At 46.9% G+C, this 14,141-nt stretch carries 13 protein-coding genes; 1 reads left to right on the top strand and 12 read right to left on the bottom strand.

From position 1 onward, the window contains the following. Positions 1–59: 59 nt before the first annotated feature. The 9 genes from ACAW87_RS14560 to ACAW87_RS14520 form a co-directional block, all read right to left on the bottom strand. Positions 60–1,343, bottom strand: coding sequence for a D-alanyl-D-alanine carboxypeptidase/D-alanyl-D-alanine-endopeptidase (locus ACAW87_RS14560; protein WP_370724140.1), 1,284 nt, complete (start codon positions 1,341–1,343; stop codon positions 60–62). 172 nt (positions 1,344–1,515) lie between these two features. Continuing rightward, positions 1,516–2,361, bottom strand: a complete 846-nt coding sequence (locus tag ACAW87_RS14555; RefSeq protein WP_370724139.1) for an Rpn family recombination-promoting nuclease/putative transposase — start codon at positions 2,359–2,361, stop codon at positions 1,516–1,518. A 190-nt stretch (positions 2,362–2,551) separates the two neighbouring features. Then, positions 2,552–2,839: a hypothetical protein gene (locus ACAW87_RS14550; protein WP_370724138.1), complete on the bottom strand. Its 288-nt coding sequence runs from the start codon at positions 2,837–2,839 to the stop codon at positions 2,552–2,554. 240 nt (positions 2,840–3,079) lie between these two features. Then, the gene (locus ACAW87_RS14545) at positions 3,080–3,346 is read right to left on the bottom strand and encodes a redox-active disulfide protein 2 (protein ID WP_370724137.1); all 267 of its coding nucleotides are present in this window, start codon (positions 3,344–3,346) and stop codon (positions 3,080–3,082) included. Positions 3,347–3,412: 66 nt separating this feature from the next. Beyond that, complete coding sequence (locus ACAW87_RS14540; protein ID WP_370724136.1) at positions 3,413–3,673, bottom strand: hypothetical protein; 261 nt, start codon at positions 3,671–3,673, stop codon at positions 3,413–3,415. A gap of 48 nt (positions 3,674–3,721) precedes the next feature. Then, positions 3,722–4,006, bottom strand: coding sequence for a hypothetical protein (locus ACAW87_RS14535; protein ID WP_370724135.1), 285 nt, complete (start codon positions 4,004–4,006; stop codon positions 3,722–3,724). Positions 4,007–4,589: 583 nt separating this feature from the next. Continuing rightward, the gene (locus ACAW87_RS14530; protein WP_370724134.1) at positions 4,590–5,039 is read right to left on the bottom strand and encodes a DUF4145 domain-containing protein; all 450 of its coding nucleotides are present in this window, start codon (positions 5,037–5,039) and stop codon (positions 4,590–4,592) included. Between the two features lie 367 nt (positions 5,040–5,406). Continuing rightward, entirely contained in the window at positions 5,407–7,521 is a 2,115-nt protein-coding gene (locus ACAW87_RS14525) for a COR domain-containing protein (protein ID WP_370724133.1), read from the bottom strand. 490 nt (positions 7,522–8,011) lie between these two features. Beyond that, positions 8,012–9,175, bottom strand: a complete 1,164-nt coding sequence (locus ACAW87_RS14520; RefSeq protein WP_370724132.1) for a pyridoxal phosphate-dependent aminotransferase — start codon at positions 9,173–9,175, stop codon at positions 8,012–8,014. 381 nt (positions 9,176–9,556) lie between these two features. Here ACAW87_RS14520 and ACAW87_RS14515 point away from each other — a divergent pair, with 381 nt between their 5' ends. Next, complete coding sequence (locus tag ACAW87_RS14515; RefSeq protein WP_370724131.1) at positions 9,557–10,075, top strand: GNAT family N-acetyltransferase; 519 nt, start codon at positions 9,557–9,559, stop codon at positions 10,073–10,075. On the opposite strand, the gene ACAW87_RS14510 is transcribed toward ACAW87_RS14515, so the two are convergent. The 3 genes from ACAW87_RS14510 to ACAW87_RS14500 all read right to left on the bottom strand — a co-directional run bounded on the left by ACAW87_RS14510 (position 10,026) and on the right by ACAW87_RS14500 (position 14,140). Continuing rightward, positions 10,026–11,732 carry a complex I subunit 4 family protein gene (locus ACAW87_RS14510; RefSeq protein ID WP_370724130.1) on the bottom strand — a complete coding sequence of 569 codons (1,707 nt, stop codon included), beginning with the start codon at positions 11,730–11,732 and terminating at the stop codon, positions 10,026–10,028. The two genes, ACAW87_RS14515 and ACAW87_RS14510, sit on opposite strands and share 50 nt — an antisense overlap. Before the next feature lie 16 nt (positions 11,733–11,748). Beyond that, positions 11,749–13,617, bottom strand: coding sequence for an NADH-quinone oxidoreductase subunit 5 family protein (locus ACAW87_RS14505; RefSeq protein ID WP_370724129.1), 1,869 nt, complete (start codon positions 13,615–13,617; stop codon positions 11,749–11,751). A 316-nt stretch (positions 13,618–13,933) separates the two neighbouring features. Continuing rightward, positions 13,934–14,140, bottom strand: a complete 207-nt coding sequence (locus ACAW87_RS14500; protein ID WP_370724128.1) for a hypothetical protein — start codon at positions 14,138–14,140, stop codon at positions 13,934–13,936. Between the last annotated feature and the right edge of the window lies 1 nt (position 14,141).

The raw sequence follows: 14,141 nt of genomic DNA, 5'->3' as shown, positions 1-14,141 counted from the left end.
GCAATTTCACTCAAATTACCCTTTCATCATATTTACGTCAAAAGACGTACCATAAAGAGTCAGAATTGCTCGTGAATCGTTTTCAGAAGGTCGCCTGTTCGGCGGCGCAGTTCGCTGACAGGCTGGGTGAAATTGTTGTGCATTATGCTGAAATACAGCAGTTTGCCGCGCCGGGTTACCACATAACCACTCAGATTATACACGCCCGTCATTGATCCCGACTTGGCAAAAATGTACGGCTCCCCCCCCGTTTTAATCGACTGCAACGTACCTGACTGACCGGCGGCGGGCAGCAACTTAAACAGGCGCTCCTGCGGCACAACAGCAATTATTTTCTTCAGTAACTCGATCAACACATTGGGCGTGAACACGTTGTATCGCGATAAGCCCGACCCATCGACCCACCGAACGCTGTTCATTGGATGGTGCAGACTATCGGCCACCCGCCGTAGTTCCACCGTTGGAGCCAGGGCAGTGGCGCTTCGTTCGGCCGATACCATAAACAGCACCTGCTCGGCAAACTGATTGTCGCTCACCTGTAGCATTCGTTTGTAGAGCGAATCGGTTGGGTACCCACGTACCAATTGGGCATCGGTAGGCACCGGCATCTGCAGCAGGCCAACCGGCCGATGAAGCGTGTCGGATAGCAACTGAGCGGCGAGGGGCGGCGACCAGCGAAAGGGCACATCCTGCCGCCCCGCCCGACCCGCCGCAGGCCGCGTAAACTGATTGCTGAACTCGTTACGGCGTATGCTGCTCCCCGCACCCGCTACCCGAACACTGTCGGCAAGCCGGCGGGGGCTACCCGTGGAGCCCGATGGGGTTGTGATGAACCGGACCACATTGCCAAAAAGGGGCAGCGGGGCCAGTTCGGGCGAGTAGTCATCGTTATAATCGTCCCAGGCCCAGCCTGCGCCAAAACGGGGGCCATTATAGTTTGCAGTGGAGAAGAAAAGTTGCTCGGAGTGCTGACGTAGAAAGGCCAGCAGCGTGGTATCGGGCAAATCGGGGTGCAGTGCCAGCGGATTACCCGTACCCCAGAAAATCAGCGAATCGGCCTGACCAACGCCCCGCCTGACAACGTACCTGAACGCAGGTAGTGAATCACGGAGGGTTAGCAGACCCGCATAGAAGCTAAACAGCTTTGTGTTCGATGCGGGCGTAAACGGCTTGTCGGCGTTGTGGGCTATCAGCGTTTTCTGACCCACCGGATCATAAAGCGCCACGCCCGTAAAATGGTCGGTATAAATCGCGTTTGTCTGTAAATCACGGCTAATACGCCGCGCGGGCGAACAGCCGGTGCCAAGTACAGCAAGCATTACCAACCACAGAAGTTTCTTCATAGCAACTCAAAGCTATGAACCGATTTCGGTAATCGAATACTTAACCAAAATGTTAGTTATTGTCTGGGTACGTTGCTTCCACGAGCATGTACATCGCTTCTCGCTCCAAGCCCTTCGAGCGGGCCGATCCGCCGGTGTAGTTTCTCGAAAAACAACACCTTATCATACCATGCTAGGACTCGCTGGCTAGTCTGCGAACGAACTCTTCACTCACGCTAACTGTCTGCGCTATTTGATTTACCGTTAAAACGCCTAAGCCCAGTAAGTTTTTGACCGTCTCTATCTCTTTCTGCTCTACAGCTTCTTTTATTTTCTGCTTCTCCGCCTTGACTGCTTCCGCGTTAGCAGCTGTCACACGGGCAAAGTAAGCGCGCTCTTCCGGGCTCATCTTCCGCGTGTCTAACTCGTCGATAGCCCGCTTAAGCCATTCCTCATTCCAGAAAGCTGGGTACTGGGTGGGTTCGTTTGTGTGGAGCGTCTTCATCGTATAAACCAGTTTCTCTAAATCGGTTTCTATCTCAGCTATCTGCTTGCTAAACTTAGCCAATTCTACAGTTATAAACGACAATTGGCTATCAATGATTTCACCCGTTTCGCTTCGCAGATTGGCAATCGTATGAAAGTGAGTTGTTGGCAAGATGTTCTTCGCTAAGATGGCGATTGTATAGATCTTAGGCAGGTTGGCGTAGTCAAACCGACCACGTTCCACTACGGTGTTGAACTTGTGCAAGGCGTAGAATTTCATTCGCTGCACGAAATGCGGGGACAGACCTAACTGCATTTCGACTATGAACTGACTGCCGTTCTCATCAGTGCAGGATAAATCAAAAATGCCGCTACGGCTGTCAAGGGTTAAAGCGTCAAACGTATTCTTATCAAAATGCACTTCCCTAGTGGGCGTATCTGATTTGATTAGTGCCTGCAAAGCAGTGCGAAGGAATAAACTATCTGCCTCATTGCCGAAGGTTGCTTTGAAACCATAATCTGAAATAATGGGAATATAAACGACTGTTCCCATGCCGTAAAACTACTCAAATACCGTAATAGTAGTTTTGTGCTGAACAGTAGCCAAAGTAGACGATTTCTTCTTAAATACTTCCTCAAAACCGAATCTCCCATTTGGTCGGCAACTATGTCAGGTACAGACGCGGTTGGAATGGAAAAATAGGCATCGGATAAGGCTAAGTCACACGTAACGGCTCAACTTACTACGATCTGGCACTGATCTCAGCCCTGACAGTCGTTAAGGCTTTGGCCATTCCGATAGCTAAACTACCCAATGCCAATAAGCCGAGACCACAATAAAGTAACGGGTTAAAAGGCTCTGTAGTAGTGAACGAAAAATCCTGCTTAACCCAGAAAATGATTGTACTAATCAATAGAATAATCAAAAGGCCGCTCGCCACCCGTACGCCCATTTTTTGAGTGCGTTCTTGCTTTTTAAGTTCGTCCAAACTGAATTCAGAGAAGTCCTGAACAATGATTCGTTTATTCATTGATGGTAACTGTTTAGGTAATGTGTTGTCAGGTCCCCGACCTGACAGTTATAGGGGTCCCCGGCCCTGCTACAGTAAACTCAACCACCGCAGGTGGATCATTATTTACTTGCTTTCCGAGCGTTGAGTAGCCTCTGATCGGGTCGGGGACCCAAAAAATCGTCAGGTCGGGGATCTGACGACACACCCTACCTAACCAGTTACCATTGATGAAAGAAGTTAGATAGCGAAAACAGAATTTCAATTCACTGTCTTTTTTCTGGAATCGAGTTCTTTTTGTATTTCTTTTACACTATTCCAGTTTATAAAGAGTATAGGCATCAGAGCAAAGGGAATTACGCCCAAAGACATATTTACAGCGTTAAACCCTTGTTGTATTGTCAAAAACACAACGGCCGCAAGCAGTAATGTGAGCATACCACCAAGGGCGCCTGTCACTGTTTGTGTAAGTTTTTTTTGCTCGAGTAATTTCTCATTACTCATCTCTCTGAATTTGGTGTTTTCCATTTGCCTGAATGTAAATTTTATAGAAATATGTTCTATCACTGCCTGACGAAACGCAGTACATTGATGCTACTCAACATCAGTGTTCCTGCGGCTTATTTCGGCCTCTATCTCTTTCTGTTTTTTTGTATAAGTGGAGCCGATCAGATAGGAGAGAAAGAGTAAAGCCACAGTACCGGCAAAGCTCCCTTTATGTGTAGCCGACCAAACAGCTACGCCAACGAAAAAGCCAGCTAATAAAGCAAATGGAATCTTCTGTGATTTTAACTTTTTCTCTTCCGACACTAGTTCATCGAGTGTCATTGTAGCGTAATCCTTAGTCGAAAACATAGTAGTGGCTGTTGAGAAAGTTTTATCCAGGTTCACCCAACGCGAAAGCTACTTGTTTGCTTCCCGGGCGCTTATTTCGGCTTTCACTTTTTTCAAGGCAGCTGAGCCTAGCAGTAAAGATGCCGCGAAGCCACCCATCGAGAAAAGGTTGCCTCCTGCCAACTCGCTTACCGAATCGACTTTGTGTGAAACCAGACGAAAAATGGCATACCCGATATTGGCCACGATGAAAAAAGCCGCCACGTAGGTAATAGCTTTTAGTTGTTGTCCCTGTGCTTTGAGATCGTTTGTGCTTACCTCTGGCAAAGACTTGCTAGAAAAGGGGTTACGCATGGTTGTGAAGGGATAGATTATTGAACGATGTAGCCGTATCACAAGTATAAGTAAGTTTACGTACTTATACCAGCGTAGCTAAATCAATTTAAATGAGTGTGGCTGACTAGCTTAGAGGCAACCTTATTCTCTTTCCCGTTCAATCGATCAAGTGCCCATGTAAACACACCCGACCATCGACTCGGTTAAGGGCGCATTGGTGGTGAATTAGGTGGCATATACTAACCAGAAACTGCTATTAGACGGGCAAAGTAGGTACGTTCCTCCGGGCTCGTCCTGCTTTTATTCAATTCATCAATGGCCCGCTTGAGCCATTTCTATTTTCAAAAAGCAAGGTACTGATTAGGTTTAGTTGTGTGGAGCGTCTTCATCGTATAAACCAGTTCCTCTAAATCCGTCTCTATGTCAGCTACTTGCTTTTTAAACTTAGCCACATTATACACCCAATAAACGGTCTCGGGCTTTTCATTCGGGAGGGTTTCCGAGCATAAAGTTTCAATTTACCACCAAATGTCGCTAAGTACGATTCTTTAAGTTTTCACATCAGACTGCTTAGAAACCCGTGTTAGCAGTCGTATTTTCATCAAAGCTTTCTGTCTCTATTTACGATTTCAGTGCGAAGATTTTCAGGAATATTTAACTCGTAAAATTCCTTTATTTTTTTTGGCTGACTAATGAGCATCTCGCAAATGATATGTATAAATCCAAAAATTTTATAAGCTGCTTCAACATCATCTTTAAAATCTATTTGTCCTGGATGAACTGCGTTATTACCTACAACCCTTACACTATCCAATGCTTGCTGCATAGTTTCAGGCAATCCCTTTTGAACAAGCCTTTTGATGTCTCCACTAATGTTTTTACCTTTCTCTCCTAAATGAATACAAAGCTTTTGTACGGCTAAACGTAGCAATGCAGCAGCTCCTCTCGGAGAAAGATTTACTATGTTCCTTGCCTCAAGATAATCTTCTTTGACATCCTGTGGTAAGTCATTGTCTGGATTAGGTACGGTTCCAACTAAAGGATATATCAACTTATCTTGTGTCCAAAATGAAGGCTCAGAACAATGAGTACATTTTGCCACTTTAAATTTTTTAAGTCCAAATGTCCTGTCAATTACTCTTCCATCAGGTTCTTGACTTTTGTACCCAACTTATATGTATATTGACCAAGATTGCGGAGAAGTAACTCCACAATTTGGACAAGTAAATGACTTATCATCAATAATTGGATTAATAAATTTCATATTGTCTGCTTTGTATATTTGCTAAAGGTTTACCGCTTTGTAAATGCGGAATTTTTTAGCACTAATAATTCACTAAATGCAAAAAGCTTAAATTTGACACTTCACTGTCATATAAGCACAAAGTCCGGCTTTTGCAATACGGCTTTAGGCACAATCATTTTTTCTTTAAGTATCTCTTAACTAGCGCATTAATATTAATACCCATACCAAAAAAATTAGGTTGCATTTGAATTATTTCATTTGCTTTTTCTGCAATAGTATCATTGCTATCCGCTTTAGATACTAGTTTATCTAACAATGTAAATATTTCTTCCTCGAAAGATTTTTCAGATTGTATAGAACCTAACATTTCCTTTACATTTATCTCGTAATCTAATCCTTCTGGAATATAGTTTACAATACCTTTTGATTCTAGTGTCAATAAATGCGCGTGCGAAACCATTACATATGGTGCTCCTTTTACAGGTATATTTATTTTATTTTGAAGCCCTTTAAAGCTTGAGTTTATTCTGCGAATTATAAATAATATTATTGACAAGTAATCTCTTTTTTTATCTCCGTAAACCTCAATGTTTATTGATTTTGATTCATAGTCAACGGTTATTTTTGAATATGCATTTAATCCTTCGTCATGGACTATTAGGCCTGTTCTCCATCTAAGTTGGTTATAAATGTCGTTATGAAGGTTCACAATAAGTCTAGGCATTATTGACCTTGGAAGGAAACCATAAGATATGACAACTTTCAATGGATTTTTATCATCTGATCTAAATGATGGCTCTTGAACTTCTAACAGATCGGGAACTAAAATTTCCAAATCCGACACTTTGTAACAAAGTTCAAATTTTATCATTAATTCTATAATATAGTTCAGTGAAGTTGAAGGATACTTAAATCTTTGATCTTCACCATTAAAATTAAGTATGGTTCTTATTTCTGACAATTTAAGCAATCCGTTATTGTCAGCAAGTTTCTTTGAGTTAATAATTTTATAAACTGCATGTGTTACCCATTCGGGGTCTAGAACGTGAGTATCGCTTAATGAAAAATCTTTGAAATGAAGAATAATACCAAGGTCATTTAAATATTCCACTAATGTGTTTTGGCTTGAAGAGTCATAAACTCCATTTTCATAACAAAGATTGGTAAATTCATCAAAGCTAATAAAACTTGTAGTCATATCTTCTAAAATCGTCTTAACTTTAAACCAAGATACTGCCCATTGACTATTCAAATCTTTGATTTCCAATACTGCTTTTTTTAAGGCTGACTTGACATTTTCAACCCCTATACCATGAGAACAGGAAATTTTTATAAAATCAATAATATTTTGATATTTTTCTTTCAAAAACAGTCTATTAATATCAAAAGATGGATTTTCATCAGTTTTGTTTATAACAATAATAACAGGAGAGTTCCCTCCGAAGCTCTTAATATGATTAAGCCAATATTCTGGATTTGGTTCTTCACGAGCATTTAACAATATTATATAAATACTTCTTCTGGAAAGAAAAAATTGATGTGTTGCATGCATTATTTCTTGACCACCAAAGTCCCATAATCTATATTTTACATTTTTCTTGTTCGGTCTCAATGTTAAATGCTTAATATTAATTCCATGAGTCTGAGATTCGTGTGGATTAAAATCTTCGTTTGTTAGAAGTTTTTGTAAAGAAGTTTTTCCTGCTCCACCGTCTCCTACAATGATTACTTTGATTTCATTTAAATTTTTCGTTCCAGCTTTTAATGAATTTAAATAATTCCGAATGGCTTCTAGGTTGTTTTTTCTATCAGATCCTTCAAACAATTCAGGAGGTATTGACTCAATAGGATTGTTATGAACTTCAAGTCGTTTTAAAGATTTATGAAATATTACTTCATCGGGAATCTCGATAATTTTATTAGAGAATAAGTATAAGGTGTGAAGCTCTTCTAATTCGGAAAACCTTAACGATATCTCTTTTAATTCGTTGTTTACGCAATCAAATCTCGTTAAATATCTTAATTCGAAAACTTCTTCAGGTATCTCCTGAAGATTTACACCATTAAGATAAATCTCAGTTACTTTACCCCTATTGTCTGTTGTTACTAATTGTTTATTTTCCAAACGGTCCTTATTATCAAACCTTTCAGATGGCAAAATCTTTTCTGACTTCGATTGAATTCTTTTATCTGATTCAGCTTTTCTGAATTTCTCCCATTCTCCAAAATCAGCAAATTTGATTTGAAGTTTTTCTTCGATTTTTTTTATTATTTCTAAATCTGTCATATTGTATTGTTTTTATAATTACCTCCAACTTGGTAATATACGAACTTCTGCGCACTATAATCAGTCGAAAAACTCCTGATTGTAGTGTTTCGGTCTACGTGTGTTGTTTATTCTTAATAACCTGAAAGTCAAACAATTACCCTCTAATTTCTTTTTTTCAATACAAGATGTAGCCACTAATTTTTAGCCGATAATACGAAATACGTAGTCCGCATTGTTGGGTTACAGTAAAAGCGAGTAGAGTGCTGACGAAGGATAGCTAAATAGTAACTATCAATTACGCAATCATAGATGAATTAGTCAACTATTGCAAGTGCATCGTTGAAATAGAAGAACTGTATTGACTAAGCGGTTCATGGTAAGCGTATGAATATGCCTTTGGCTAATTCATCAGGCGAAGCCCCCGCTTCGCTAACGTACCCAACAAAAAACCGGGCCGCTTTCAGCTTGAACTGAGAACGGCCCGGTCAGGTACGTGAGACGATGTTTGTTAGCCGACTACCTTTTTGAAGCTGTCGACGAACATGCCCATTTCTTCCATGGTGCCAATACTGACGCGGCAGTAGGGTTGGCCGTCGATGTCGCGGGTTTGTATGCCGATGCCCTGCGCCATCATCTGCTCGCTGAAGGCTTTGCCCTTCATCCGGATTGGGAACAGCATGAAGTTGGCAAACGACGGAATAACCTCGTAACCCATCTCGGTCAGGGCCTTCACCGTGAAATCGCGCGCTTTGGCGTTTTCGGTGCGGCAGTGGTTCTGCCAGGCAATGTCCTGATAACTAGCGGTACCGGCCATCAGGGTTGTCACGCTGATGTTGTGTTCGGCACCAATGTACTGGTGCATGGCTTCGAGCATGGCGGGCTGTGCAATGGCATAACCCAGCCGAAGCCCCGCAAATCCGTGAATTTTAGAGAAGGTACGCGCCAGAATAACGTTCAGACCTTCGGCAACCAGTTTACCCAGCATTGGCCGGTCAGTTGGCGACAGGAAATCGATATACGCTTCGTCGATGAAGACGGGCACTTTCGGGGCAACGGCCCGGCAAAACGCTTCGAGTTCGGCGGGGGGCAGAATGGTGCCGGTCGGGTTGTTCGGGTTCACAATGTACACCAGTTTCACGTCGGGCGTTAGCGCGGCCTGAATGGCGGGCAAATCGTACTTGAATTCTTTGGTGAGCGGAAGCGCCTTCACCGTGCCGCCAAAAAACGTCGATTTTTTGAGCAGGTCTTCGTAGGTAGGGCGGCAGGTCAGAATAGTGCCGCCGCCTTTGGTGAACAGTTCGGCCGCCGCCAACAGCATATCCGACGAACCGGGCGACATCATTACGTGCTCGGGTTTGATGCCTTCGTTATCGGCAATAAGTTTTTTCAACGGGCCAAACTCCGACCAAGCGTACCGGTTTCCCGAACTGGCCGAGTCGATAATGGCTTGTTTGGCGCTTGGTGCAATGCCCAGCGGATTTTCATTTGCCAGCAACCGGGCCCGTAGTTTGGGACCGCCCGGTGGCACAACCATGTGTTCCTTTGTGAACGCTTCGGCAGCCAGCGAAGCGGCCGGCTTGGTGGTAGCCTGCGACGAGTTCCAGCGGCTTAAGCCGAGGCTGGCGGTGAAAATACTGCTGGCTTTTAACCAGTTGCGACGTGATAAACCCATTGATCTAGTTTGTTTGCTTGGGAGAAGTTGAGCAGGACGAATTCAGTAGAATAGTGCCGTTACTGACCAAATTTTCAAACTATAATTCTTATTTCAAACAGATCATACAAATTATATTTTGCATAATTGATATAGTACAAAATAGTATTCGATTCAACCAATTCCATACCGTTTTTTGACAGCAAACAGCCCACACGAGGTGCTGTAACCAATTAGTTACCAGACAACTAGTGGCCAAGAAAAAGCGCTTTTGTTGTATAAATTAGCACTCGTGCTTGCCGGTAAAAGCAGGGTTCTACCAATCAAACTGGTCGGCAATTGCGTATGTATGTGGAAATGCCCTACTTGCGACCTACTTAATGTATAGTAACCACGCGCTTTATGAACCCCGTAACGATCATCCCTTTTTCACCGCATCACCAAGCCGCTTTCAAGCAAATAAACATCGAGTGGATCAGCGATTTGTTCACCGTTGAACCGCACGACCTGGAACAACTCGACCATCCCGAAACGCATATTCTGATTGACGGAGGCGAGATCTTATTAGCCCAACACGGGGAAGCCATCGTAGGCACCGTAGCCATCATCCGCACAGGTCCCGACGAATTTGAACTGGCCAAAATGGGCATTACCAAAGCCGCTCGTGGCCTCGGCATTGGCCGCCTGCTGTGCGAAGCCGCCGTTGACTACGCCCGCAACATGGGGGCAAAACGGGTCTGGCTCGAGTCGAATAAGAAGGCAGTGGTGGCTGTTAAGTTATACGAACGAATCGGATTTGTCCATATTCCGCTTCGGAATAGCCCCTACGCCCGGGCCGATGTACACATGGAACTGTTGTTGGAAACAGCAACTACTCGACCGCAAAGGCAAGCAACCAACGCGCCACAGTTGAGTTTGTGAGATCGAAAATCAGGTTGGGAAACAGGCCTAACCCCAGCGCCATCAGCGCCAGCGGTATGAGCATGAGTTGTTCGCGGGCAGTCAGATCGGCCAAGGGCTCCGGCGAAGACGGATTGGTGGTGGCGCTCTGAGAACGTACCCAGGTGGTTCCGAAAAACATGCGCTGCAGGGTCCAGAGAAAGTAAGCGGCGGCCAGAATAATGCCCAACGTCGACACGGCCGTGATCCAGCCGGGGAGGTACACCGACTGATAGCTACCCATCAGCGTAAACAGTTCGCCAATGAATCCCGGAAAACCGGGTAACCCCAGCGACGCAAAGAAGGCCACGGCCGTCAGCGTGGCGTACTGTGGCATGGGCGTCATCAGCCCCCGGTACGAGTCAATGCGACGGTCATGTGTGCGGTCGTACAGTACGCCGGTAAGCAGAAACAGCATGGCCGACAAAATGCCGTGGCTCACCATCTGATACACCGCCCCATTGACGCCCTCGGCCGTGATTGACGCTACGCCAAGCAGCACAAAACCCATGTGCGATACCGACGAATAGGCAATCATTTTCTTGAGATCATACTGCGCCAGGGCATTCAGGCCACCGTAAACAATGGTCAACGTACCTAGCGTGGCGAGCGTGGTGGCGTATTCGGCCCCCGCATCGGGAAACAAACCCCAGGCAACCCGGATAAAGCCGTAGCCACCAATTTTCAGCAACACCCCCGCCAGCACCACCGATACGGGTGTGGGTGCTTCTACGTGGGCATCGGGCAGCCAGGTGTGAAAGGGTACGATGGGCAACTTGATGGCAAATCCCAGAAAAACAGCCCAGAAAGCCAGCATCCGACTGGGCATTCCGCCAATGAGCACTTCGCCCGCACCACTCAGAAACGAGCCGGGCAGGTAGTTGCCTCCATCGGTCATGTGCCGCCAGTCGAACGTATGCACGATGAGCGCGGGGTCGAGCTGACCACTAGCCAGTTGTGCCTGAAGCAGTTGCCGCATATCAGTCGTGAAATCACCAGCGCTATCGATCAGGCCCGCGTTGATTGCCGTGCTGATGGGATCCATGACCGAGAGGTACAGGCCAATCATAACCAGCAGAATCAAGACCGAACCCGCCAGCGTATACAGGAAAAACTTGATCGATGCGTATTCGCGCCGGGGTCCGCCCCATAGCCCGATGAGGAAATACATGGGCAGCAGCATGAATTCGAAAAAGAGGAAGAACAGGAAGAAATCGAGGGCCAGAAAACAGCCCATGATGGTTCCGGTCAGGAGCAGGTACAGCGAGAAATACGCTTTTGGCCCCGCCCCGCCCTGCCGTGGTTGGGTGAGAGTCCAAGACGAGATAACGCCAACCAGCATCACTACCGCCGACAGCATCACAAGCGGTAAGCTAACCCCATCGATACCAACCAGATAGTCGATAGAGGCCACGCCGAGGCTACCCAGCGGTAACGTGATCCAGTCGACCTGTTCGAGCAGTTGATAATCGGGATTGCCGGGTACGTAGTACAGGTAAGCCAGCCCACTCAGCACCACTTCGGCCAGAGTAACGGCCAACGCAATCCACCGGAACGTGTCAGTGCGTTCGCCCGGTAACAGAGCCACCAGTAAAGCCCCGGCAAGGGGAAGAAAAATCAGGAGCGAAAGTAGGTTCAAAACGGCGTAGAGGTTATCATAAAATTAACCAAAGAACTAAAACGACCACAGCCAGTGCCGTAGCAATGTAGGTCTGTATGCGGCCACCCTGCACTGAGCGGGTCAGTTGCCCCAGTCCCATAGCCATACTCCCCGCCCCGTTAACCAGCCCGTCGACACCAAAACGATCGAAGAACCGGATGAGGTGAGCCAGCATCACCGTACCCAATCCCACGCCGTCGACCAACCCATCGACCACCCGCTGATCGGTGCGGTTCACGAGCGAAGCCAGCCAAAGCGCAGGGCCTGTTATCAGGCGTTGATACACCTGATCGAGGTAGCCGTAATGCAGCGAAGCCTGCGCCAGTTGACTGTTGGCGGCCGGTTCGCTAAGGCGGAAGCCCAGCCAGCCGCCTAACCCCACCAGCAACACCGACGCTGGAGCCAGCCAAATGGGACCACCTTCAACCAATGGCCCCACAAATTGGGCCACCCAGCTATGATGTGCTGATAGTGGATTCAACGAAAACCAGAACCCAATCGACAACACCGTAAGCACCAGCACCGGACCGCGCATGAGCCAGTCGGGTTCGTGCGGAGCAGCTACGTTACTGGTTGTGGCTTCGCCGAAAAAGATGAGCCGGATTTGGCGGGCCATGTACACAGCCGTTAAGGCCGACGATAGTAGCAGGGTAAACGGAAGCAACGAAGCGGCACCACCCCGCCCATCGGCCCAGATAAAGGCCCCGGCCAGTATGGTTTCTTTCGATAGAAAACCCGACAGCAACGGAACACCCGACAAGGCCGCCGCACAAATCAGGTACGTCAGGTACGTATGCGGCAGCGCTTTCCGAAGACCGCCCATCTGATGCATATCCTGCGTGTGAACGGCGTGAATGACACTCCCCGCCGCCAGGAAAAGACCCGCTTTAAAGAAAGCGTGCGTCAGCAGATGAAACAGGGCCCCGCTCATGTTGCCGGTACCCATAGCGGCCACCATCAGCCCCAGTTGCGACACCGTGGAAAAAGCCAGCACACGCTTGATGTCAGATTGAAAAAGAGCCGAGAAGCCACCCCAGAGTGTGGTTAACGTACCCACCAACGCCACTACCAACAGGGCGTCGGGCGAGAGCATAGGGTGAATGCGGGCGAGCAGATAAATGCCGGCGGCCACCATGGTTGCGGCGTGGAGCAGGGCAGAAACCGGCGTTGGCCCTTCCATGGCATCGGGCAACCAGGTCAGCAGCGGAAACTGTGCCGACTTGGCCACACAACCCATAAACAGACAAATACCCGCCAGCGTGGGCAGCGGTCCAGTACCAAAATCAAACGAGCCGTTGTGCAGGTACGTCATCAGAATACCCAGCAGAAAGGCAGCATCGCCAATCCGGTTCATCAGAAAGGCTTTTTTGGCGGCGGCGGCGGCGGCGGGTCGATCGTACCAGAAGCCGATCAACAGCAGCGATGCCAGACCAACCAACTCCCAGAAAGCGTACAGAATGACCAGATTACCCGCCAGCACAATGCCCAGCATGGCGCCGATAAAGAGTTGCAGATAAGCGAAATAACGTCCCTTTCGGGCGTCGTCGCGCATGTAGCTGATCGAGTATAGTTGCACCAGCAACGCTACGCCATGCACCACTACCAGCATCATCTTACCAACTGCATCGAGCCGAAATTCGAGCAAAACAGTAAGTTGCTGGAAGTGAATCCAGTCGGTAGCCCAAATCTGGGTGTGGGGCGGAGTGGGGAACGTGTGGAGGCTGACGCCTAATCCGAGCAAGGTGGCGAAAACGCCGATCCAGCCCGCTGCGTTGCGGTTTCCAGCCCCGAACAGCAGCCCGAACGCCAGGAACGGCAGGCCCAGAAGGACAATCAGCAACTCAATCGGGAGTGAATGGGGCACAGCAGGCAACAGATGATAAAGAATTGGGTGCAAATATCCGGCCCGTGGCAACGGGAAACAAACGGATCTCCGCCTATCGCTTTATTGACATTAGGTATGCCTAGCTGCAAACAGGTTATAAATCAGAGCCTTAGAGCCCATTAGTCGGTTTAGCTAGCTTTCGAGCACAAAGTGCATAAAAAAAGCTTCAGACCTATTTCTCTCTGCAGATAAACAGGTCTGAAGCCAGCATGCAATAGTGTTCATATCATCTCTGCACGGCACAGGCTGATATGGTCTTTTTATTGATGACTGACAGAACAGTACCCAAGAGAGGTCAATCGGCTACTAACTCTTTAGTGTTAACAATAAGCCGTTGAATATCTGCTTTCTCCTGATTATACAATTTTCGATAGTGATCAGAGAGGGTTAGTCGTTGCGAATCGGTTATTGATCGAGATACGCTTACTGTTTTTTTAGCACGTAGGTGGCTAATCAACTCTTTCGACGACTTGACCCGTTTGTTCAAGTTTACCTTATTCATA

This window comes from Fibrella aquatica, from assembly GCF_041321135.1.
GTDB lineage: Bacteria > Bacteroidota > Bacteroidia > Cytophagales > Spirosomataceae > Fibrella > Fibrella aquatica.
This window is presented reverse-complemented; position numbering and strand designations above follow the sequence as displayed.